The following is a 22623-nucleotide window of genomic DNA, read 5'->3' as shown; positions in this document are numbered from 1 at the left end:
CGCCTCCCGTCGTTCAACCTTCCGCTTCGCCTTTCGCCTCCCTCTCGCCTCTTCCCTTTCAGAACGCCGCACAGCAGTGACCTCGTCTTCCGCGCTCCGCACCACAGAAGCGTCAGAAGTATCAATTATAATAATTTGAGCGGTAGCTACTTACCTCGCTCGGGGGAGCACGTAAACGCCGCGGACGAAACCGGCCGGCCCAATCCCGTTTTCGGGCGGGCCGGTCGGAGACTCGCTTCCACCGTCCGTCGTCCGTCGGCTTTCGGGCTCGGGTTCACCCGCTCCCACACCGTACCCGACCCCGTTTCTCGGCACCGTACCTGTTCCCGTGTCTCGGTACCGCACCCACGCCCGTCGCGACCGATACACTCCGGTGCGAAGCGCAAGGACGAAACCCTCGGATCTCGAACCGACGATCGAATGTTTCCCCGCGAGTACCGCGGCGTCGCCTTCGTCGTGGGCCTGTTCCTCGTCGTCCAGGTGGGCGCGTTAGCACTGGTTCCGGAGTTCGCCGAGAGCGGCTATCAGGCGGTCGACGACCCGAAGAACCCGACGAACAGCCTCGTGTACATCGCCGCGATCATCGCCATGACCGGGCTGATGCTCGCGGCGTTCCGCTACGACCTCGATCAGGGGATCCGGCTGCTGATCGTCGGCGTCTCCGCGTGGCTCTCGTGGTACGTCTTCTCCGCGGTGGTCTCGCCGCTCGCGGCCGCGGTGCCCGCGGTCGCGGTCGGCGTCGCCCTCCTCGCGTACCCCGAGTGGTACGTGATCGACGCCGCTGGGGTGCTGATGGGGGCGGGCGCGGCCGGGCTGTTCGGCATCTCCTTCGGGCTGTTGCCCGCACTGCTCCTGTTGGGCTTCCTGGCGGTCTACGACGCGATCTCGGTGTACGGCACCGAGCACATGCTGTCGCTCGCGGAGGGCGTGATGGACCTGAACATCCCCGTGGTGCTCGTGATCCCGCTGTCGCTCTCGTACTCGCTTCTCGGGGAGGGAGCGGAACCGGAGGGCGAGGATGTTGGCGATGACTCCCTGATCGGCGACGGCTCCGACGGCGATCCCGATGTCGACTCGGGCGACTCGGACGAGGAAGACGCCGACGTCTCGGAGCCGACCGACATCGAGGACCGCGACGCGTTCTTCATCGGGCTCGGAGACGCCGTGATCCCGGCGGTGCTCGTGGCGAGCGCGGCGATGTTCTCGCCGGCCGCGAACCTCTCCGTGCCGCTGATCGGGATCAACCTCCCCGCGCTGTTCGCGATGGTCGGCAGCCTCGCGGGGCTGCTGGTACTGATGAGCTGGGTGATCAAGGGGCGGCCGCACGCCGGGCTCCCCCTCTTAAACGGCGGCGCGATCGGCGGCTACCTGATCGGCTCCGTCGTCGCCGGCGTCCCGCTGATCGAGGCGGTCGGTCTCGGCGGGTTCTTATAAATCGATTCGGGTGTCGCCGTCGGCTATATATACGTGATCGACGACGTCTCTGCGGTGAATATCTCCAAGGCTCCAGCCGCTCGCTTATAAGTGGTCGCTACCGGATCGACGGTGAAGGCCTCCAAAGCCCCAGTCGCGAGGGGCTCGCGGCCTACCGGCCGCTCGCTTGGGGCTCCCTTCGGTCACCCACGTCGTCGCCGGCCCTTTGCACCGGCTGCCCGTGGCGCTTCGCGCCACGCTGCTCGCGGCGTCCCTCGCGCGTGCTCTTCGCGTCCGGCGGGCGCTCAGAGGCACGCGCCACCGCACCGTCTTTATAAGCTACGCTGTGCGCTACTCGCCCGCGCCGTCGCGCTCGACCGCCATCCCGAGGTCGGCCATCGCCTCGAAGAAGTTCGGGAACGAGACGTCGACGTGCTCGCCGCCGCGGATCGTCGTGGTGCCGTCGGCGACCAAGGCGGCCACCGCGAGCGACATCACGATCCGGTGGTCCGCGCGACCGTCGACGCTCGCGCCCCGGAGGTCGCTCTCGGAGCCGTGGACCGTCAGCGTGTCCGGCTCCTCGGTCGTCTCGGCGCCCAGCGTCTCCAGCTCCTCGGCCATCGCGGCGACGCGGTCGGTCTCCTTGTACCGGACGTGCTCGCAGTTCGTGATCCGGGTGTCGCCGTCGGCGACCGCGCCGAGCGCGGCGATCGTGGGGAGCAGATCGGGCGTGTCGCCCACGTCGACCTCGACGCCCGACAGCTCCGAGCGTCGGACGGTGATGACGCCCGCCTCTTGGTCCCACTCGATATCTGCGCCCATGCGCTCCGCGATCTCGACGATCGCGGAGTCGCCCTGCGCGCTCGGCACGGCGCCCTCGATCCGGACCGGCTGGCCCGGCTCTGCGGCGACCGCGCCGGCGGCGACCAGATACGAGATGGAGGAGAAGTCGCCGGGAACGGTGTAGCTCCCGCCCGCCGGCGCGTACGACTGCCCGCCGTCGACGACGAAGCCCGCCGCGCCGGCCGCGCCGTCGAGCGCGTCGCCGTCGTCGTCAACGGGGGTGGCCTCGACCCCGAAGTCGGCGAGCAGTTCGAGCGTGATGTCGACGTACGGGGCCGACTTGAGCGGCGTCGTCAGGTCGATCTCGACGCCCTCGTCGGTGACCGCACCGGCCATCAGCAGGGCGGTGACGTACTGCGAGGAGACGTCGCCGGGGATCGCGACCTCGCCGCCCGCGAGCGGTCCGGAGACGACGAGGGGCGCCTGCCCGTTCCCGCGTGTCGACTCCGCGCGCACGCCGAGGTCGCCGAGCGCCTCCAGGAGCGGTCCCTGCGGGCGCGACCGCAGCGAGCCGTCCCCCGTCAACACCGTGGTCCCGTCCGCGAGCGCGGCCGCGGCGGTGACGAGCCGCATCGTCGTCCCCGAGTTCGCGCAGTCGATCACGTCGTCGGGGACGGCGGGGCGGCCTCCGAAACCGTCGACGGCGAGCGCGTCGGCGCCGTCGAAACTCTCTCCGGATTCCGGCTCCACCGCGCCGCCGAAGGCGGTCACGGCCCGGGCGGTCGCCTTCGTGTCGGCCGAGACGAGCGGCGAGCGCACGGTCGCGCCGTCGCTGTACCCCGCGGCCAGCAGCGCGCGGTGGGTGTAGCTCTTCGAGGGCGGCGCGCGGGTGGTCCCCCGCACGGCCGAGGTGGTGACGTGAACGTCCATACGTCCCCTCCCGCCCGCGGCGACAAGTGGGTACCGGCCGCGGCACGATTCTGCGGACGGGATCCGAACGCGGTTCGGTGACCCGGCGCCCGCGGCGCACCCTTTATACCACCGGGAGCGCTACCGTCGCGTATGCCCCAGTGTGAGATGTGTGGCGCCGACGAGGCCTCGCTGACGACGACGAAGGTCGAAGGCGCCGAGCTGGAGCTGTGTAGCTCGTGTACGGACTTCGGTACCGAGGTCCGCGACGAGTCGACCGGCTCCGGCGGCAGCAAGTACTCCACGAGTTCGAGCACCGGGAAGTCGTCCGGGTCCTCCTCCGGCTCCTCGGACGGGTCGTCCGGCTCGTCGGGCGGCTCGACGCGTCCGCGCGACATGTTCGACGACATGGACGAGATCGCCACGGACTACGACGACCAGATCCGAAACGCCCGCGAGTCCCGCGATCTCAGCCAGGAGGAGCTGGCGAACCAGCTCAACGAGAAGGCGAGCCTCATCCGCAAGCTGGAGCGCGGCGACACGCTCCCCACCGACGACATCCAGCGGAAGCTGGAGAGCGCGCTCGACATCTCGCTGGTCGAGGGCGAGTCGGTCGACGACGCCGACTGGGACAGCGGCGACGCCGGGACGATGACGCTCGGCGACGTGGTCAAGCGGAAGGACTGACGCCCGGATCCGTCCGCGACCGCCCTCCCGTTCTCCCGCCGGTCACCGCCGTCCGACCCGAACCCACATCCCGGCGAGCAGGACCGCGAGCAGCGCGAACGCGACGAGCGAGAGGTTCGGGATCGTGAGCCCGACCACGGGGCTCTGCCACTGAACGGCCGCGCACGGGCCGCCGAGCGTGCACTCCGTCACCGTCGCTTGAAGGAACGAGTGGTAGGCGGCGAGGCTCAGTCCGAGAGCCACGAGCGGGAGCGCGGTCCCGACGACCGCCGCTCGCTTCTCCACGGCGGCGACGCCGAGCACCGCGACGAGCGGGTACATGGCGATCCGCTGGTACCAACACAGATCGCAGGGCGTGAGACCGAGCCCGAGGCTGAACCAGAGACTCCCCGCGGTCGCGACCGTCGCGACGAACGCCGCGACCGACAGCCAGAGCGTCGTCACCGAGGGGCGCCTCGTCACACCGTGGCCCCGCCGTCGTCCGTTCGTTCCGATCCGCCGTACCGTTCCGTCAGGTAGTCGATGACGTAGTCGACCGTCTCGGGGTCGTAGCTCCAGAACCCGTAGAACTCGCCCGGTGCGCGCTCCTCGGCGAGCAGCGCGCACTTCGCGTCGTCGTACCCGCCGCCGTCGTACGCGACGAACCACGTCTCGCGGATCTCGGCGGTCTCGCCGACGTGGACGGCGTAGTGTTCCACGTCGGGGGCGTCGCCCTCGTCGGCGGCGTACGCGTGCACGTCGAGGCGCTCCTTCTCGCCGAGCAGGTCGTAGGTGTCCGACTCGCCCGTGAGCACGTCGAGCGTCTGGAACCCGGCGTGGAGCTCCCCGTCGCCGACCCGCCACGCGCGATCCTCGATCTCGCGGGACGCGGCGACCATGTCCGCACGGGAGTAGGAGGTGAACATCGTCTCGTCGAGATGGTCCAACACCGGCCCCCCGACGCGGTCGTCGGTCGGCTCTCCGTCTCCCGATGCATCGGCTTCCGGCTTCCCGTTTCCGCCCGGCCGCGGCAACAGGTCGTCGACGGTCACGGCCGTGACGAACTCGCCGTCCCGCGAGAGCACGGCGAACTCCTCCGGGCCGGCGGCGGTCCGTTCTTCGACGATCCGGATGTTGCGGTCGGCGAAGTGCTCCCGAAGCTCCTCCGCGACCTCGGGGTCGACGTTGAAGACGGTTAACGTGGCCTCGTGAGCTTCCACGCCGGCGATGAGCTCGATGAGGGACATCCCTTGTCGGACCCACAGTGGCGTGGTATAAGGTCGTTTCTGCTCTCGGGGTCGCAAACGGGCCCTGGTCTCGGGGTCCGCGCGGACGCGCCGATGGAGCGTCGCCGAAGTATGAAGCTATTTGCGCCGCGCACCCCGAATGAGAGTATGTTCATCCTGGTGAACCTCAAGGCGTACCCGTGTGACCCGATCGAAGTCGCGACCGCCGCCCGCGACGTGGCCGAGGCGTCCGGCGCGCGGATCGGGGTCTCGCCCCAGGCCGCCGACGTCGCCCGCGTCGCCGACACCGGCGTCGAGACGTGGGCCCAGCACGTCTCGCCGAACGCCCACGGCTCCCACACCGGGTCGACGCTCGCCGAGGCGGTCGCCGACAACGGCGCCGAGGGGACGCTCGTCAACCACTCCGAGAACCGGCTGAAGCTCGCCGACATCGACGGCTCCGTCCGCGCGGCCGAGCGCGCCGACCTGGAGACGATCGTCTGCGCGAACAACCCCGCGCAGGTCGGCGCCGCCGCCGCGCTCGGCCCCGACGCGGTCGCCGTCGAGCCGCCGGAGCTGATCGGCGGCGACGTCTCCGTCTCGACGGCCGACCCCGGGATCGTCGAGGACGCGGTCGCGGCCGCCGAGGCCGTCGACCCCGACGTCGACGTGTTCTGCGGCGCCGGCGTCTCGACCGGCGAGGACGTGGCCGCCGCCGGCGACCTCGGTGCCGCGGGCGTCCTGCTGGCCTCCGGCGTCGCAAAGGCCGACGACCCGGAGGCCGTGCTGGAGGATCTCGTCAGCGGGATCTGAGGGCCCCTCGACGGGATCTGAGAGCCTCATCAGCGGGATCTGAGAGCCCCGCAGCGTCGGTCGGCATCCGAACCCGCGACTCCCGGATCCGGATCGTGTTGCTGCGCTTGCGGATCGGTATAAAGACACCGGTGCGACGCGTTCACACGATCGGAGAAACCGCATGACTGCGTCGGGATCGGCTGTTCGTCGAGATCGCTCCGTCTAGTAACCTTTAACCGACACAAGCCGGTACATTTGGGTAAGATGGCGAGCAACAAAATCCTCGGTATCGACCTCGGTACCACCAACTCCGCGTTCGCGGTGATGGAGGGCGACGAGCCCGAGATCATCGCCAACGCGGAAGGCGACCGGACGACCCCGTCGGTCGTCGCCTTCGCCGACGACGGCGAGCGACTCGTCGGCAAGCCGGCGAAGAACCAGGCCGTCCAGAACCCCGACCGCACGATCCAGTCGATCAAGCGGCACATGGGCGAGGACGGCTACACCGTCGAGATCGGCGACGAGGAGTACACGCCGGAGCAGGTCTCGGCGATGATCCTCCAGAAGATCAAGCGCGACGCCGAGGAGTACCTCGGCGACGACGTGGAGAAGGCTGTCATCACCGTCCCCGCGTACTTCAACGACAAGCAGCGCCAGGCGACCAAGGACGCCGGCGAGATCGCCGGCTTCGAGGTCGAGCGCATCGTTAACGAGCCGACCGCGGCCTCCATGGCGTACGGCCTCGACGACGAGTCCGACCAGACGGTCCTCGTGTACGACCTCGGGGGCGGCACGTTCGACGTGTCGGTCCTCGACCTCGGCGGCGGCGTCTACGAGGTCGTCGCCACGAACGGGGACAACGACCTCGGCGGCGACGACTGGGACGAGGCGCTCATCGACCACCTCGCCGACGAGTTCCAGAACGACCACGGGATCGACCTCCGCGACGACCGGCAGGCGCTTCAGCGCCTGAAGGACGCCGCCGAGGAGGCGAAGATCGAGCTGTCCAACAAGAAGGAGACCACCGTCAACCTCCCCTTCATCACCGCGACCGACAGCGGTCCGGTCCACCTCGAGCAGTCCGTCACCCGCGCGACGTTCGAGAACCTCACGTCCGACCTCATCGAGCGCACCGTCGAACCGACCGAGCAGGCGCTCTCCGACGCCGACTACGCCAAGTCGGACATCGACGAGGTCATCCTCGTCGGCGGCTCCACCCGGATGCCGCAGGTCCAGGAGCAGGTCGAGGAGCTCGTCGGACAGGAGCCGAAGAAGAACGTCAACCCCGACGAGGCGGTCGCGCTCGGCGCGGCGGTCCAGGGCGGCGTGCTCTCCGGCGACGTCGACGACATCGTCCTGCTGGACGTGACCCCGCTCTCGCTCGGGATCGAGGTGAAGGGCGGCCTCTTCGAGCGGCTCATCGAGAAGAACACCACGATTCCGACCGAGGAGTCGAAGGTGTTCACCACGGCCGCCGACAACCAGACCTCCGTCAACGTCCGCGTCTTCCAGGGCGAGCGCGAGATCGCCGACGAGAACGAGCTGCTCGGCGCGTTCCAGCTCTCCGGCATCCCGCCGGCGCCCGCCGGAACGCCCCAGATCGAGGTCTCCTTCAACATCGACGAGAACGGCATCGTCAACGTGGAGGCCGAGGACCAGGGCTCGGGCAACGCCGAGTCGATCACCATCGAGGGCGGCGTCGGCCTCTCCGACGAGGAGATCGAGGAGATGCAGGAGGAGGCCGAGAAGCACAAGGAGGAGGACGAGGCCCGCCGCGAGCGGATCGAGGCCCGCAACGAGGCCGAGACGACGATCCAGCGCGCCGAGACCCTCCTAGAGGAGAACGAGGAGGATCTCGACGACGACGAGCTCGTCGCCGACATCGAGGCGGCGATCGAGGACGTCGAGGCGGTCCTCGAGGACGAGGACGCCGACACCGACGAGATTGAGTCCGCCACCGAAGCCCTCTCCGAGGAGCTGCAGGAGATCGGCAAGCAGATGTACGAGGGACAGGCCGCTCAGGCCGGTCCGGGCGGCGCGGGCGGTGCCGCCGGCGCCGGTCCCGGCGGGATGGGCGGCATGGGCGGCGCCGCCGGTCCGGGCGGCGCTGGCCCCGGCGGTGCAGGCGGTGCGGGTGCCGACGGCGACGACGAGGAGTACGTCGACGCCGACTTCGAGGACGTTGATGAGAACGACGACGAGTAGTCGGTCTCATCAGCCAACCAGAACTGCGACGCAGTGCTGGTGACGTGGACGACGAGGAGGAGTAGTCGGCGAGGACGACGAGGAGGAGTAGTCGGCGAGGACGACGAGGAGGAGTAGTCGGCGAGGACGACGAGGAGCCGTCGCGTTCTCCCGCGCGGGCGGTGTTCGCCTGAGCGCGAGCCGATGCGGACCCGCTCGATCCGCGGTCGAGTTACCGTCCGACTACGCCGGACGCTCCTCTTGAGCGGCCGTCACGTCGCCTCGTGAAGCTTCTCGCCGCGATGGAGCCGTGTCGCGATCGAGAAGGTCTGTTCGTTCTCGCGGCGCGTCGGGAAGTGTGCGGCCATGTATCGGGCCGGCGCGATCAGCGCCAGCCGTCGACCCCGCTCGTCGTCGATCACCTCGAACCGCTGGATCCCGGCCTCCAAGTTCTGGATCGTATGGAAGCCGGCGTCCTCCCGGAGGAGGCCGCGACTCAGCGTCCGCTTGAGCGCCGCGGGATCCCCGCCCGCGTCGAAGTGGTCGTTGACCAGCCTGCCGGCGCGGTTCACCGCGCCCTGCTCGTCGAAGCACGCGAGCAGGTCCTCGCGGATCGCCTCGGGATCGCGGTCGCCGTCGCCGTCGCCCGGTTCGGGGACCGGTGCCCGCGGCGAATTGAGGAACCGGTCGAGATACACCGACATCGCGCCGTCGAAACAGCCGCGGTACAGCGCCGCGGTGTCGGTGCGCGTCGTCGCTCGGTGGACGGCGTTGGCGTACGACAGCGTGTGGTGGACGGTGTTCCAGTCGTCGAACTCGTTGTTGGTCGCGAAGTAGGCCACCCGGTGCGTCGCGGCCCGAGCGACGGCATCGGCCAGTCGTTCGGCCGAGGCCCCGGACCGGATCGCACCGGTGAGCGCCTCGATGATCTCGTGGGGATCCGCGGAGAGCAGCGTCTCGACGAAGTCGTCGGGGCGCTTCCATCGCGTGCCCTCGCCCTCGGCGACCAGTTCCGGGAGGCGGTCGGCGGCGTCGAAGCACAACGCCGCGATGTCGACCGGGTTCCGCCACGAGGAGCGCTCCTCGGACCGGCTCGCGTCGGTGATCGCCGGGACGACCGAGGCGAGGACGGCGTCGGCGTGCTCCGCCCACCCCACGTGGTCCAGCGTCTCGAAGGCGGTGTTGATGAAGTCGAGCGTGTGACTGCTGTTCATGTAGAGGTGGTCGGTGGCGGCCGTGAACAGCAGGTCCGCGACGTCTGCAGGGGGAAGCGCGTCGACCGCGGTCAACAGCACCCGCTCCGCGCCGTCCTCGTCGCGGACCTCACAGTTGTCGCGGAACCAGGACTGCAGCCGTTCCTTCGGCACGTCGCGGTTGTCGAACGAGTACCCCTGGAACCGCGGCGGCTCGCCGGCGCAGTTGGCCGCCACCTCGCGGACCCCGAGGAACATCGCCCGTCGTCGGTCCCGACCGCCGAGGTGGTCGTGGAGCGTCGCCAGACAGCCGAGCGTCGTGAGCCCGCGCCCCCAGCCGCCGGCGCGGTATCGGGTGCCGAAGTTCACCGCCGTTTCCAGCGGCGTGATGAACCCGTCGCCGTGGTCGTCGAGTCCAACCACCGACTTGGCCATGACGAGCGGCAGGTTCTCCTGGAGGCCGTCGGCGAGCCGGTTCCGCCATCGGGTCGCCGGCGGGACGTCCGGTTCCGGGTCCGGATCGATGTACACGCGGCCGTCACGGGCCACCACCGGAAACGTCTGGACGTCGTCGGCCCACGGATCGAACGTGTCGCCCGCCTCGAGTTCGAACCGCGCGTGGTGCCAGTGACAGGTGAGTACCCCCTCCTCGACGCTCCCCTCCGACAGCGGGAACCCCATGTGGGGACACCGGTTGTCGACGGCGTACACCTCGTCCTCGTGGTGGAACAGCGCCACGGCCCGACCGCCCGCCGAGACGACCGCCCGCCCCTCCGCGGCGAGGTCGTCGAGGTCGGCGACGTGAACGTACTCTTCAGTTGTCATGTGGGCGCGTTCTCTCGGCTCCGACTTAACCGTTCCCCGGCGCGATGACCTGACAGCTCGCCGGCCGTCGACCCGGGCTTTTGAAGTGTCTGAGTCGGCTACAGTCGATAACGAATGAGTGAGGACTTCTACGACGTCTTGGGCGTTTCGCGGGACGCCAGCGAGGAGGAGATAAAGAAGGCGTATCGTAAAAAGGCCGCCAAACACCACCCGGACGTCAGCGACGACGACGACGCCGAGGAGCGGTTCAAGAAGATCCAGAAGGCCAAGGAGGTGCTCACCGACGAGCAGAAGCGCCAGCAGTACGACCAGATGGGCCACGACCGCTTCACCGAGGCCGACAAGCGCGGCGCGACCGGCGGGGGCGGTCCCGGCGGCGCGGGCGGCCCCTTCGGCGGCGCGGGGGGTGCCGGCGGCGCCGGCGGTTTCGAGGACATCTTCAACCAGTTCTTCGGCGGTGGCGGCGGCCGCGGCGGCGGTGGCGGCAACCGACCCCGTCAGGGACAGGACCTCCGCACCGGGCTCACGATCGACTTGGAGGAGGCGTTCGAGGGCGCGACCAAGGAGGTCACCCTCACCCGACCGACCGAGTGCGACACCTGCGACGGCGCGGGCCACCCGCCCGACGCCGACGTGGAGACCTGTTCGCAGTGTAACGGGCGCGGGCAGGTCCAGCAGGTCCAGCAGACGCCGCTCGGTCGCGTCCAGCAGACCTCGACGTGTCCCCGGTGTGAAGGGTCCGGCGAGCTGTACAGCGAGGACTGCGCCGACTGCGGCGGCGACGGCGTCGTCCGGGAGGAGGCGACGCTCTCGGTCGAGATCCCCGCGGGGATCCGCTCGGGACAGAGCCTCCGGATGGAGCGCGAGGGCGCGCCCGGCGAGAACGGCGGCCCGAAGGGCGACCTGCTGATCGAGGTCGACGTGGACGTCGGCGACCGGTTCGAGCGCGACGGCGACGACCTCCGGGTGAGCGAGGCCGTCTCCTTCCCGCAGGCCGTCTTCGGCGACACCATCGAGGTCGAGACGGTCGACGGCAGCGTCGAGATGGACGTGCCGGCCGGCACCCAGAGCGGCGAGACGTTCCGTCTCAAGGGGAAAGGGATGCCACGGCTCCGTCGGCGCGGGCGCGGCGACCTCTACGTGCAGGTGGGCGTCGTGATCCCCGACTCGCTCAACGAGGAACAGCGCGAGGCGCTGGAGGCGTTCGCCGAGGCCGGCGGCGAGGACGTCGACGTCGGCGGCGGGTTCTTCGAGAAGCTGAAGAGTTCGTTTTAAGCGTCCTTCGGCGATCCCTTCCTCGCCGTTCGGCCTTCTCCGACCCGTACCTTTTCCGCGGTCCGGCCCCTTCCCCCGATATGGGCTACGACACGACCGCCTACGACGACGTGGAACCGGTCTCCCCCGGAATGTACTTCCTCCGCGACGCGCTCGGCTGCGAGGAACTCGGAGTCACTGTCGTGGAGGCCGACGACGGCTGGGAGGGGATGGAACACGACCACGCCGAGGAGGGCCACGAGGAGGTGTACGTGCTGCTCCACGGCGAGGCGACACTCATCGTCGACGGCGACCCCGTCGAGCTCGGGCCCGGCGACGCGGTCCGGGTCGACGCCGACTCCACCCGCGATCTGTCGTTCTCCGCGGACGGCTCGAAGATGGTCATCGCCGGCGCGCCCTGAGCGCGGCCCCGTCCCGACTCGCGGTCCCCGGCTCCTGACCACGGCTCGCGGCTCCCGAGAACGCCTCCACGTTTTTAAGTCCTACCCGCACCGAGCCCCGCGTATGGACGTCGTCGGCGACTTGCTTGCCCGCGACCGGCGGAGCCGCGACACCGCGCTCGTCACGGCCGACGGCCGCGAACGCACGTATCGAGATCTGATCACCAACGCGTACAAGGCCGCCAACGTGTTGCGCTATCTCGGCGCCCGCGAGGGGTCGACGGTCGCCGTCGATCCGACGCCGGGACTCCACACGACGCTCGCCTTTTTAGGTGCCGCGGGGATGGGCGCCCCGGTCCGGTTCGCGCCCGCGGCGGGGATCGAACGGGGAGACCGTGTGGTCCTCGTCTCCATCGAGGACGAGGCGGCGACCGAACCGGCACCCGGAACCAACCTCGCCGCCTTCGGTGGCCCGCCGGACCGCCCCGAGACGACCCACTGGGAACAGGAGCTGTGGAGCGAGAACCCGGGAATGCCGCCGAGCGCGGTCGGTCCCGACGACCCGGTCGTCCGCGCCGCCGCCGGCGAGGTCACCCACCGAGCCCTCCTCGCGGCGGCGGCTTCGGCCGCCGAGCGACACGGGATCGACGCTGAGACCCGGGTCGTCCTCCGGAGCGACCTCTCGGACCCACGGGCGCTGGCCGCCGGGGTGGTCGCGCCGCTCTCGGTCGGCGGAACGATCGTGTTGACGGAGAGGGGTTCCGGCCGCGAGAACGGCGAGTCCCGCGGCGATCTGGCGGTGGTCGTCGGTGACACCGACCCCGAGCCGCCGGAGCCGGAGCGGGCGACGCTTCCGGCGCTCGAGACCCGTTGAGGGCGAGCCGCTACTCGGAGATCGGTAGCGCCGGGAGATCAGTCGTCGCCCGGATGGAACTCGGACCAGCGAGGCTGCCAGGTGAAGTGCGGCTCCGCGAGCCCACGGTAGACGTCCTGAATGAGCCGATCTTTGCTGATCGCCGACGCCAGCGCCTGCCGGAACGGAACGCGCTGGAACAGGTTTCCCGGACCGGCGTTCCATCCGTTCGCACGCTGGTTCACGGAGACGATCGTGTTGTAAGCGGTGGGCACCTGCCGGACTGTCACGCCGTCGCGTTCGTCGTACGACTCGTACTGCTCCGGCGGGACGGCGACCGAGTCGCCCTCTCCGGTCTCCAAGGCGTCGAGACGGGACGCCTGGTCCTCGACGACGCTGATCGATGCCTCCTCGAACAGCGGCCCCTCGGCGAACAGGTCCGGCCCCTCGTCGACGTCACGCAGGTAGTACTCGTCGTTGCGGGTGTACTCCGTACCGGAGCCGCGGTTCCACTCGTCGAGGGTGAACGCTCCGAGGTTGCCGGTGAACCGGAGCTCCAGCAGCTTCTCGTCCTGTTCGAGCCCGTCGACGTCCTCCTCCTCGACGTACGGTTCGACCAAGCCACGCGGGATCGGATACAGGAGCGGGTCGTTCGTCCGAGGCCACAGCGGGTTCGGCGTCTCCAGCGTCGCCTCGAACCGGAACTCCCCGGTCTGCTCGACCTCAACGCCGTCCCAACTACTGGACGCCGCCGTGTTCGCCCAGTCGCTCTGGTGGAGCCGCTGAATCAGGTAGACGAAGTCCTCCGCCGTCACCCGTCCGTACGGCTCGCTGAACCGGAGGTTCTCTCGGACGTCAAACGTCCACACCTCGCCGTCCTCGGTGGACATATCGTACAGGAGCGGGACGTACTCCTGGTTCGCGTCGAAGGTGTACCCCCGATCGAGCGCACGGGCTATCGCCGTCTGATCGCCGCTCTCAGTGTTGTACAGCGGGTTCAGCGTCGTGAATCCGTCCGAAGTGACGGTGTCGTACGACCCGGAGACGGTGGGGTCGTCGAAGTACCACGCCGGCAGGTCCCAGCCGTTCGAGAAGTTCCCGACCGGCCCGTTGAGGTCGGAGTTGTAACCGATGAGGTCGTCTCTGACCAGCAGCGTGATGTACGGTTGTTCGCGGGCGAGGCTCTCGAAGAGGTCGACGAATGCCCGCCGAAGTTCGTCGCGGCCGGTCGCCTGTCGAGCGTCCTCGAACAGCCCGGTAGCGTCGAACTCGGGGTAGTAGCCGACCGGGTTGTAAAACGGGTTGGCACCGTCGAAGAACATCTCGTTCGCCAGAGGGTTGAGTGGATGTGTGTTCAGCCCGAACACGATCGACATGTCCCACGGCTCCTCGCTCGTGACGGACCGCGGGCCAGGGTTCTGCGGCGTCGGGTCCGCCCACTCGATCTCTTCCCCGTCGACGGTGTCGGTACCGCCCTGCGGCTCGGCGGTCCAGTACTCGTTGTTGAACCGGGTGCCGTCGATCGCCTGGGGGACGACGTCGATGCCGAGGTTGTTGCCGAGTTCCCGGGCGATGAACTCGGCGGTGGCCCGTGAGACACCTTGGTCTGCACGGTGGTAGATATCGAGTTCGACCTGGTCGCCCTCGGGGGTGATCAGGTCCCCGTCGTCGAAGCCGTAGTCGTACTCGGACCCCTCGAACGCCTGCCGCGCGAGGTCGCGAGCGACCTCCTCGCCGTACAGGTCGTCGACGCCGAACCGCGGGAAGCGACCGGCTGACACGGTGTCGCCACCGCCGCTTCCGTCACGTCCGTCCCCGCCGTCCCTTCCGCTGACCTCATCGCCGCCGTCGCCGCCCCGGTCGGAACAGCCGGCCAGCGGCGCGACGCCGGCGGCACCGAGCGCGGAGAGCCATTGCCGCCGGCCAACATAACTCTCTCTGTCAGTTCTACCGTGATCACGCTGCCGTAGCACGTTCTAATCAAATAAGAAGGAATACAAAAACACCCAGATCGACATCGACTTGCGCGACAAGACAGACGGATCCCAAAACCCCTAAGCCACCGGGTCGAACGGGGCGTATGACCGAAATCCACCCCGATCAGCGCGTCGCAGTGCTCGCCGACTCACAAAATCTGTATCACTCCGCACAGAGCGTGTACTCTCGAAATATCGACTACTCGGGACTACTAGAAGAGGCTGTCAACGACCGATCGCTCGTTCGAGCCATCGCGTACGTGATCCGCGCCGACTCGCCGGAGGAGGAGAGCTTCTTCGAGGCGTTGCGCGACATCGGCTTCGAGACGAAGATCAAGGACATCAAGACGTTCGCCGACGGCTCGAAGAAAGCCGACTGGGACCTCGGGATAAGCCTCGACGCCGTCTCGCTAGCGAGCCACGTCGACACGGTGGTGCTCTGTACCGGCGACGGCGACTTCGCCCGGCTCTGCTCGCACCTCCGCCACGAGGGGGTCCGCGTCGAGGCCATGGGCTTCGGCAACTCCGCCGCCGACGAACTGATCGACGCCGCCGACGACTTCGTCGACCTCGCGGAAGAGGAGGAGACGTTCCTCCTCTAGACCGCGTCTCCGCCCGCCGTCGTACCCGTGTCTCCGAGTAGGGCCGCGATCGACCGTTCGACGGTCTCCGCGGCCGCCTCGACCTCGCTGACCCGGACGTACTCCCGCTCGGCGTGCGCGACCGCCCCGGCGTCGTCCGCGAGGTCGCCGGGGCCGAACACGACCGTCGGCGCCGGCGCGAAGTACGACGCCTCCGTCGCCGCACCGAAGGGGCGGGCGGTGCCGCCGCGGTCCGCAGAGAGCCCAACCGACTCGCCGGCGGTCCGAGCCGCGCTCGCGACCGCTTCCACCAGTTCGTGGTCCGGGTCCGTCGAGAACGCCTCGAAGAACGGCGACTCGCGGTCCGTCAGCGCGACCGCGACGCCGACGTCGTTGGGCGTCGACTCCCGTACCGCGTCCGCGAGCGACGACCGGAACCCCTCGGCGGTCTCGGGCGGGACGCTCCGTCGGTCAACGGTGATCTCGCAGTCCGCGGGCACCTGGTTCGTCGCACCGCCGCCCCCGATGACGGTGGGGGTGAGCTTCGGCGGGCCGAGCTGGGGGTGTCCGTCGGCGCCGTCGTCGAACGTTCGGATCGCCGCGAGCGCGCCCTCGGCGGCCGCGACCGCGTTCGCCCCCGCGAACTCCGCGGCGTGGGCCGCGGTCCCCGACAGCTCCACGGTCCCCTGAAACCGCCCCTTCGCGGCGGTACAGACGTCGAGACCCGTCGGCTCGCCGACGAGGAACAGGTCGCCGTCGAGCCGGTCCTCGGTCCCGGGCGAGCGACCGGTCAGCGCGGCCGCGCCGAGCGACAGCGACTCCTCGTCCGGGGTGAGCGCCAGCGTGAGCCGCCCGCAGTCCGGTTCGGCAGCGAGGAACCCCGACAGCAGCGCGGCGAGCGGCCCCTTCGCGTCGCAGGCGCCGCGGCCGCGGATCACGTCTCCGGATCCGTCGTTAGAGGCGGGATCGGTGGAGGCGGAGTCGCCTCGCTCGTCTTCGCGAGCGTCCCCGCGATCGAAGGGAACGTGCGGCGTCACCGTGTCGAGGTGGGTGTTCAACACGAGGTGCGGCCCGTCGTCGGGCGCGTCCGAGCGCTTCTCGGCGAGCACGCAGCCGCCGGCGGCGACCTCGCTCTCGATCCCGAACCGGTCGAGCGTCTCGACGGCGAGGTCCCGCATCTCGTCGACCGATTGGTGAGAGGGCGTTCGGACCGCCTGCTCCAAGAATGAGACCGAGTCGAACGCCGCCTCGCTCATCGCGGGTCGACCGGGAGCGTTCCCTCGTACTCGCGGGCGACGGGACCGGTCAGGGTCGCGTGGCCGCGGTCGGGAACCGCGATCTCCAGCTCGCCGCCCGGGGGACGGCTGACCGCCGACTCGCCGTCGATCAGCCCGAGCCGTCGCGCGGCCGCGACGATCGCGACCGCGCCGGTGCCGCAGGAGCGGGTCTCGCCCTCGACGCCGCGTTCGAAGGTGCGCTGGTCGATGACGGCGGGGCCGTCACCGGAACCGTCATCGACGACGCTCGCGAGGTTCACGTTCGCGCCCTCGGGGAAGACCTCGGCGTGGCGGACCGGCGGCGCGACCGCGTCGAGGTCGATCGCGTCGATCCCGTCGGGAGCGTCGCGGCCGCCGTCGACGAACGCCACCGCGTGCGGGACCCCGGTGTTGACGGCGGTGACCGTCAGGCCCTCGACCGGCTCGTCGATCAGGGGCGCGTCGCGGGCGAGGGGGACCCTCGCGGGGGCGAACGTCGGCTCGCCCATCTCGATGGTGGCCGCGGTCGCGTCCGCGTTCACGGAGGCGCGCCGGGTTCCGGCCTGCGTGTCGATCATGAACTCGCGGTCGCCCGTCCGGTCGTGGGCCCACAGCGCGACGACGCGGGCGCCGTTGCCGCACATCGTCGCCGTGGAGCCGTCGGGCTGGACGAGCGTCATTACGACGCGGGTGGGGTTGAACCGCTCCTCGACGCTGAGGAAGAGGACGCCGTCGGCGCCGCGTCGGCCGATCGATTCACTGTCTCTCTCGGCGCCGAAGTCCGTCCCGTCGACGCCCGTCTCGCGGTCGCAGTGCGCGCGAGCGAAGGCCGCGCGGTCGCCGACGACATCGGCGTCCGCGTCGACGACGATGAAGTCGTTGCCCGTGCCGTGGTACTTCTCGAACGGGACGGCGTGGGTGCTCATCGGTCCGCCCCCGTTCCGTCGGCTCGGTTCCGGTTCGCGTCTCGCTCGACCGTCGTCAGGTCGCCGAGCGTCTCTCGGCGGCGGACGACCGCCGCGGTCCCGTCGTCGAGCGCGACCTCCGCCGGCCGCGGTCGTGAGTTGTATTGGTTCGCCATCTCGTATCCGTACGCGCCCGCGATCCCGACCGCGAGGAGGTCCCCGCGTGCCGGGTCGGCGAGCGCTCGGTCTGTACAGAGGGTATCGCCGGTCTCACAGATAGGTCCGGCGACTGTGACAGGGGTTGCCGACCGATCCTCGGGGGTGGGAGCGTCGCTCCCGTCGCTCTCCCGCCCGCCCCCGAGGTTCCGGATCGGGTGGTAGGCGTCGTACATCGCCGGGCGCAGCAGGTCCGTCATCCCGGCGTCGACGCCGACGACGCGCTCGTCCGGCGTCGGCTTCACCGTGTTCACGCGCGTCAGGAGCACGCCCGCGTCGGCGACGACGTACCTCCCGGGCTCGATCGCGAGATCGACGCCCGCGGGGAGGGGCGCGACCGCCTCTCGCGTCGCCTCGGCGACGGCCGGGAGGTCGAGCGGCGGCTCCTCCTCCTCGTAAGGGACGCCGAAGCCGCCGCCGACGTCGACGTACTCGATGTCGGGAGGGGGAGTGTCGTCGTCTGGATCTGCCAGCTCTCGCGCCAGTTCGCCCATCCGCGCGACCAGCTCGCGGTGGCTGTCGAGCTGGTCCGGGTCGATGCCGGAGCCGGCGTGCGCGTGGATCCCGACCACGTCGAAGCGCTCGGCCGCGTCCCGCGTCGCCGCCGCGGCCCGGTCGTAGGGGATCCCGAACTTCGCCGCGCCGCCCGTCCGGACCTTCTCGTGGTGGCCCGCGCCCACGCCGGGATTTACCCGGACGCAGACCCGGCCGTCGTAGCCGCGCTCGGCGAGGCGGTCGAGGGTGTCGACGGCGCCGACGGTGACCGTGAGGTCCGGCTCCGCCTCTGCGACGTCGACGACGTAGTCGAGGTCGCCGGCGGGCGGGTTGACCGCGGTGTAGTGGAGCCGGCCGCCGCCGAAGCCGGCCGCGAGCGCGCGGTCGACCTCGCCCGCCGAGGCGCACTCGGCGTCGAGCCCCGCCTCGCGGACCGCATCCAGCACGGCCCGGCCGGTGTGTGCCTTCACCGCGTACCGCACGTCGGCGTCCGGGAAGGCGTCGCGCAGGCGCTCGCAGTTCTCGCGCACGCGGTCGAGGTCCTGCACGTAGAGGGGGGTGCCGTGCTCGCTCGCGAGGTCGGCGAGGCGGTCGGCGCTCCAGTCGCTCACGCGCCGGACCGGCGGGTTGCCAGCGGCGGTGTCGCGGTCGGAGGGTTCGGCGGTCGGTTCCGCGGCCGCGTCGCAGTCGCTCATTCGCGGAGCGCGTCCTCCCGCTGCGTCGCCTCCAGCGTCTCCTCCTCGACGTGGGTGGCGACGACCGCGGGCTTGTACGCGCCGCCCTCGAACAGGTCGTGGTCGCCGACGGACGACTCCACCATCCGTGTGAACGCCCGGCGCTCGGCCGGGAGGTGGCCGTAGACGACCTCCTCCTCGACGAGGTCGTAGACGGGGATGCGGGGGGTAAGCAGGGTGTTCTCGCCGACGATACTGTTCTCACCGACGCGGAAGCCCGAGGTGACGCGACAGCCGGCGCCGAGCGAGACGCCGTCCTCGACGATCACCGGCGCGTCCTCGACCGGTTCGAGGACGCCGCCGATCAGCGTGTTGGCGCCGAGCTTGACGTTCTCGCCGAGCTGGGCGCAGGAGCCGACCGTGTCACACGAGTCGACGAGGGTGCCGTCGCCGACGTACGCTCCCATGTTGACGAACGAGGGGCTCATCATGATGCAGTCGCTGCCGAGGTAGGCGCCCCGGCGGATCGCGGTGCCGTCCGGCGTGTTTCGGGTGCCGCGCTCGCCGAGGTCGTCGGTGTCGCGCAGCGGGAGCACGTCGTGGTAGGTCACGCCGCCGTACTCGCGCGCCTCGGTCTCGCGCAGGCCGAAGTTGAGCAGGATGCCTCGCTTGACCCACTCGTTGGCCTCCCACGAGGTCACGTCGTCGCCGGTCTTCTCGGCGGCCCGGACCTCGCCGGCCTCCAGCGCGGCGAGGAACTCGTCGACGACGGCGGCGTCCTCGTCCGTCGCGTCGGCCGCGGTCAGCCCGTCCTGATAGCGGTCCCACAGATCGGATACGTCGGCTTCCAGCGTCATTGAATGGTGTATGGATGAGTGTCGGTATTTATTCGTCGATGTGCGTATGTCCGGTAGTTATTCACCAGCGTCTCCGCCGCCCGCGTCCAGCACGTCGTCGAACCCGTACCAGCCGTGGTCGCGACCGGCGAGCCAGTCGGCGGCGTCGAGCGCGCCCTCGGCGAACACGCCGCGGTCGCCGGCGCGGTGGGTGAGCTCGATCGACTCGCGGTTGCCGGCGAACAGCACCTCGTGCTCGCCGGTCACGTCGCCCGCGCGCCGGGCGTGGACGCCGATCTCGCCCGCTTCACGCGGCGCGTCGCCCTCGCGGCCGTGGACGCGCCGGTCGAGGTCGTCTCGGACCGACTCCACGTCGCCGAGGATCGACTTCGCGGTGCCCGAGGGGGCGTCCCGCTTGGCGTTGTGGTGCGTCTCCGTCAGCTCCACGTCGTAGCCGGGGAGCGCGGCCGCGGCCTCCCGGACCGCGCGCCGGAGCGCGGCGACGCCGCGCGCGAAGTTCGACGCCTTGAGGACCGGGACCGAGTCGCTCGCGGCCCGGAGACCGTCGAGCTGCGCGTCCGCGAACCCGGTCGTCCCGGTGACCATCGGTACGCCGGCGTCGACGCAGGTTTCGGCGTACGCGACCGCCGACTCGGGGCCGGTGAAGTCGACGAGCGCGTCCGGCCCCGCGGCCGCGAGCAGCTCGTCGAGCCGGTCGGCGTCCTCGACCGCGACGCCCGCCACGGGGTCGGTCGGGGTGCGGTTGACCGCGACGGCGACGGCGACGCCGTCGCGGTCGGCGGCGGCCTCGATCACCTCTCGCCCCATCCGACCGCCGGCGCCGGTGACGGCGAGTCGGAGGTCGGCGCCGGCGTCGCCGCTCATTCGGCGTCCCCCGTCGCGGGCTCGACGGCCTCCGGATCGACGGCGCCGGGCGCGCCCTCGTCGTACTCGGCGAGCAGCTCGCGCAGTATCTCGCGCCGGTCCTCGGAGAGCCGGCTGAGCGGCGAGCGCACACGAGGGCCGCCGCGTCCGCGGATGTGCATCGCCTCCTTCACCGGGATCGGGTTCGTCTCGGCGAACAGCTCGCGGACGAGCGGCGAGAGCTCGTGGTGGAGCGCCCGCGCGCGGTCGTAGTCGCCCGAGAGCGCGGCGCCGACCATCGCGCAGGAGCGCTCCGGCTCGACGTTGGCGACGACGCTGATGGTGCCGGTGCCGCCGATCGAGAGTACGGGGAGGGTGAGCCCGTCGTCGCCGGAGACCACCGAGAACTCCTCGTCGCGGGTGCGCTCGATCACCTCGCTGATGAGGTTCAGGTCGCCGGAAGCGGCCTTGTACCCCTGGATGTTCGGGTGTTGGGCGAGCTCGACGGTCACGTCGACGGGGATCGACTGGCCCGTCCGGCTCGGGACGTTGTAGACGATCTGCGGGAGGTCGACCTCGTCGGCGATCGTCCGGTAATGGTTCAGGAACCCCTGCGGCTCGGGCTTGTTGTAGTACGGTGAGATGAGCAGGAGGCCGTCGGCGCCCGCGTCGGCGGCGCGCCGGGACAGCGAGAGCGCCTCGGCGGTGTTGTTCGAGCCGGTGCCGGCGATCACCGGCACGTCCTCGACGGCGTCGCGGACCGTCTCGATCACCTCGACATGTTCGTCGTGGCTCATCGTCGCCGACTCGCCGGTGGAGCCGACGGGGACGACTCCGTCGACGCCGGCGCGTTCGAGGTATTGGGCGTTGTCGGCGAGCCGCTCGTGATCGACCTCGTTGTCGTCGGTAAAGGGCGTCGTCATCGCCGGGTAGACGCCCTCGAAGGGCTCGTCGGTCGTCTCTCGGTCCATCGCGTCCTGCGTCGCGTAGGGTGTCGTGGTCGTGGTGTCCGTCATGGTGTGGGTCGTGGGTGTGTCGCGGTCAGCCGCGGTGTCGGCCAGAGCCGGCCGCGGATCGTCGGTAGTCGTCGAATCAGTCGCTCGCGCGGGTCGGGGGTCGTCCGGGACGGGGTCGCCACTCCCGCCGGCGGACGGTTCACGCGCGTTTTTTCGAGAAGAGCCGCGTCGCTGTCGGCGTCGGCGAGCCGCGTTCGGACGCGGGTCGGGTCACACCCCAGTATGCGGCTTTGGCTCGCTTATAGGTTGTGCCTCGGGTCGAAACTGCCGGTCCGGCCGATCAGCCACGAACATCCTTTTAACAACTCGCCGCGTTTGAAACGATCTCATGACCGACTCCTCCGACGCCGATAGCGACTCCGCCGGATCCGATTCGGTCGACGCTGAGTCCGACCCGGCCGACGCCCTCGACGACGCCGATATCGGCGTCGATCCCGACGACAATCCCGACGCCGATCGCCACGAGTACCATTCCGACGGGGAGCACGCCTTCCCCGACGACCGGCTCAACGAGATGCTCGACCGGATCGAGTCGAACCCGGAGATCACGGCGTACCTGGAGGCGCAGAACGTCAACCCGGTCGACCGGAAGGGGTACAACGACCACGGCGCAAAACACGTCGAGATCGTCCGCGACCGCGCGCTCCGGCTGTACGACCTGCTGAAGGCCGGCGGCGTCGAGTTCAACGGCGCCCGCCAGCAGGGGCTCGACGAGGCCGACGAGCCGGTGATCATCGCGCTCGCGGCCACGCTCCACGACATCGGCCACGTCGTCCACCGCCACGACCACCCGTACTACTCGATCCCGCTCGCGGCCGACTTCCTCGACGACTTCCTCCCCTCCTTCTACGACGTTCCGGACCAAGTCCGGATCAAGGCCGAGGTGCTCCACGCCATCCTCTGTCACCACACCGAGGAGCAGCCGCTGACCCGCGAGGCCGGCGTGGTCCGGATCGCCGACGGTCTCGACATGGAGCGCGGGCGCTCGCGGGTCCCCTACGAGGAGGGCGGGCGCGGGATCAACACGGTCTCCTCGCAGGCGATCGAGCGCGTCTCCCTGCGCGAGGGGGACGAGACCCCGGCGCAGGTCGTGATCCGGATGAACAACGCGGCCGGCGTCTACCAGGTCGACTCGCTGCTCAAAGCGAAGATCGAGGGGTCGCTGCTGGAAGACCAGATCCGGACGATCGCGATCAACACCCACCGCGACGACGACGGCAACGGGTCGATCGTCGACCGGATCGAGCTGTAGCCCGCCCCTGCCACTCCGTCCGCGTCCCGTGTCGCAACGGCTTTGCGGGT

General features: G+C 70.1%; 20 protein-coding genes. 9 read left to right on the top strand and 11 right to left on the bottom strand.

Annotated features, from left to right (window positions below):
- Nucleotides 1–420: 420 nt before the first annotated feature.
- Entirely contained in the window at nt 421–1434 is a 1014-nt protein-coding gene (locus FGL94_RS00400) for a presenilin family intramembrane aspartyl protease PSH (protein WP_144919877.1), read from the top strand.
- A gap of 330 nt (nt 1435–1764) precedes the next feature.
- On the opposite strand, the gene aroA is transcribed toward FGL94_RS00400, so the two are convergent.
- Nucleotides 1765–3126 carry a 3-phosphoshikimate 1-carboxyvinyltransferase gene (aroA, locus tag FGL94_RS00395; RefSeq protein ID WP_144919875.1) on the bottom strand — a complete coding sequence of 454 codons (1362 nt, stop codon included), beginning with the start codon at nt 3124–3126 and terminating at the stop codon, nt 1765–1767.
- A 132-nt stretch (nt 3127–3258) separates the two neighbouring features.
- Here aroA and FGL94_RS00390 point away from each other — a divergent pair, with 132 nt between their 5' ends.
- Nucleotides 3259–3792, top strand: a complete 534-nt coding sequence (locus tag FGL94_RS00390) for a multiprotein bridging factor aMBF1 (RefSeq protein ID WP_144919873.1) — start codon at nt 3259–3261, stop codon at nt 3790–3792.
- Between the two features lie 42 nt (nt 3793–3834).
- Here FGL94_RS00390 and FGL94_RS00385 read toward each other — a convergent pair whose 3' ends face one another.
- Nucleotides 3835–4254, bottom strand: coding sequence for a disulfide bond formation protein B (locus tag FGL94_RS00385; protein ID WP_144919871.1), 420 nt, complete (start codon nt 4252–4254; stop codon nt 3835–3837).
- Nucleotides 4251–5018 carry a DICT sensory domain-containing protein gene (locus tag FGL94_RS00380; protein WP_144919869.1) on the bottom strand — a complete coding sequence of 256 codons (768 nt, stop codon included), beginning with the start codon at nt 5016–5018 and terminating at the stop codon, nt 4251–4253. The genes FGL94_RS00385 and FGL94_RS00380 overlap by 4 nt, the downstream gene beginning before the upstream one ends.
- Nucleotides 5019–5165: 147 nt before the next feature.
- Here FGL94_RS00380 and tpiA point away from each other — a divergent pair, with 147 nt between their 5' ends.
- Nucleotides 5166–5810, top strand: a complete 645-nt coding sequence (tpiA, locus tag FGL94_RS00375) for a triose-phosphate isomerase (RefSeq protein ID WP_144919867.1) — start codon at nt 5166–5168, stop codon at nt 5808–5810.
- A 246-nt stretch (nt 5811–6056) separates the two neighbouring features.
- On the top strand, nt 6057–7997 hold the full coding sequence (gene dnaK, locus FGL94_RS00370; RefSeq protein ID WP_186313300.1) for a molecular chaperone DnaK: 1941 nt from the start codon (nt 6057–6059) through the stop codon (nt 7995–7997).
- Between the two features lie 251 nt (nt 7998–8248).
- On the opposite strand, the gene FGL94_RS00365 is transcribed toward dnaK, so the two are convergent.
- Nucleotides 8249–9994 carry a Rieske (2Fe-2S) protein gene (locus tag FGL94_RS00365; RefSeq protein ID WP_144919863.1) on the bottom strand — a complete coding sequence of 582 codons (1746 nt, stop codon included), beginning with the start codon at nt 9992–9994 and terminating at the stop codon, nt 8249–8251.
- 114 nt (nt 9995–10108) lie between these two features.
- Here FGL94_RS00365 and dnaJ point away from each other — a divergent pair, with 114 nt between their 5' ends.
- The 3 genes from dnaJ to FGL94_RS00350 all read left to right on the top strand — a co-directional run bounded on the left by dnaJ (nt 10109) and on the right by FGL94_RS00350 (nt 12523).
- On the top strand, nt 10109–11269 hold the full coding sequence (dnaJ, locus tag FGL94_RS00360; RefSeq protein WP_144919861.1) for a molecular chaperone DnaJ: 1161 nt from the start codon (nt 10109–10111) through the stop codon (nt 11267–11269).
- A gap of 80 nt (nt 11270–11349) precedes the next feature.
- Complete coding sequence (locus FGL94_RS00355; protein ID WP_144919859.1) at nt 11350–11670, top strand: cupin domain-containing protein; 321 nt, start codon at nt 11350–11352, stop codon at nt 11668–11670.
- 103 nt (nt 11671–11773) lie between these two features.
- Nucleotides 11774–12523, top strand: coding sequence for an acyl-CoA synthetase family protein (locus FGL94_RS00350; RefSeq protein ID WP_144919857.1), 750 nt, complete (start codon nt 11774–11776; stop codon nt 12521–12523).
- Nucleotides 12524–12561: 38 nt separating this feature from the next.
- Here FGL94_RS00350 and FGL94_RS00345 read toward each other — a convergent pair whose 3' ends face one another.
- The gene (locus FGL94_RS00345) at nt 12562–14475 is read right to left on the bottom strand and encodes an ABC transporter substrate-binding protein (protein WP_144919855.1); all 1914 of its coding nucleotides are present in this window, start codon (nt 14473–14475) and stop codon (nt 12562–12564) included.
- Nucleotides 14476–14582: 107 nt separating this feature from the next.
- Between FGL94_RS00345 and FGL94_RS00340 the strand changes: the two genes are divergently transcribed.
- Nucleotides 14583–15080: a LabA-like NYN domain-containing protein gene (locus FGL94_RS00340; protein ID WP_144919853.1), complete on the top strand. Its 498-nt coding sequence runs from the start codon at nt 14583–14585 to the stop codon at nt 15078–15080.
- Here FGL94_RS00340 and FGL94_RS00335 read toward each other — a convergent pair.
- From FGL94_RS00335 to dapA, 6 genes are read right to left on the bottom strand one after another with little or no spacing between them, the layout of a single operon-like run.
- Nucleotides 15077–16315 carry a M20 family metallopeptidase gene (locus tag FGL94_RS00335; RefSeq protein ID WP_144919851.1) on the bottom strand — a complete coding sequence of 413 codons (1239 nt, stop codon included), beginning with the start codon at nt 16313–16315 and terminating at the stop codon, nt 15077–15079. The genes FGL94_RS00340 and FGL94_RS00335 overlap by 4 nt on opposite strands.
- Nucleotides 16312–17241: a diaminopimelate epimerase gene (dapF, locus tag FGL94_RS00330; protein WP_144919849.1), complete on the bottom strand. Its 930-nt coding sequence runs from the start codon at nt 17239–17241 to the stop codon at nt 16312–16314. Before dapF ends, FGL94_RS00335 begins: the two co-directional genes overlap by 4 nt.
- Nucleotides 17238–18626: a diaminopimelate decarboxylase gene (gene lysA / locus FGL94_RS00325; protein ID WP_144919847.1), complete on the bottom strand. Its 1389-nt coding sequence runs from the start codon at nt 18624–18626 to the stop codon at nt 17238–17240. Before lysA ends, dapF begins: the two co-directional genes overlap by 4 nt.
- Nucleotides 18623–19462 carry a 2,3,4,5-tetrahydropyridine-2,6-dicarboxylate N-succinyltransferase gene (locus FGL94_RS00320; protein ID WP_144919845.1) on the bottom strand — a complete coding sequence of 280 codons (840 nt, stop codon included), beginning with the start codon at nt 19460–19462 and terminating at the stop codon, nt 18623–18625. The genes lysA and FGL94_RS00320 overlap by 4 nt, the downstream gene beginning before the upstream one ends.
- 57 nt (nt 19463–19519) lie before the next feature.
- Nucleotides 19520–20326 (bottom strand): 4-hydroxy-tetrahydrodipicolinate reductase, encoded by an 807-nt coding sequence (gene dapB / locus FGL94_RS00315; RefSeq protein WP_144919843.1) that lies wholly within the window; start codon nt 20324–20326, stop codon nt 19520–19522.
- The gene (gene dapA / locus FGL94_RS00310) at nt 20323–21321 is read right to left on the bottom strand and encodes a 4-hydroxy-tetrahydrodipicolinate synthase (RefSeq protein WP_144919841.1); all 999 of its coding nucleotides are present in this window, start codon (nt 21319–21321) and stop codon (nt 20323–20325) included. The genes dapB and dapA overlap by 4 nt, the downstream gene beginning before the upstream one ends.
- A 328-nt stretch (nt 21322–21649) precedes the next feature.
- On the opposite strand from dapA, the gene FGL94_RS00305 reads away from it, so the two are divergent.
- A complete protein-coding gene (locus tag FGL94_RS00305) occupies nt 21650–22573 on the top strand; it encodes an HD domain-containing protein (protein ID WP_144919839.1) in 924 nt (307 codons plus the stop codon).
- Nucleotides 22574–22623 lie beyond the last annotated feature (50 nt).

Origin of the sequence: Halorubrum salsamenti (assembly GCF_007671685.1) — an archaeon.
Taxonomy (GTDB): domain Archaea; phylum Halobacteriota; class Halobacteria; order Halobacteriales; family Haloferacaceae; genus Halorubrum; species Halorubrum salsamenti.
The sequence above is the reverse complement of the archived record's forward strand: the minus strand, read 5'-3'. Positions and strand labels throughout refer to the sequence as shown.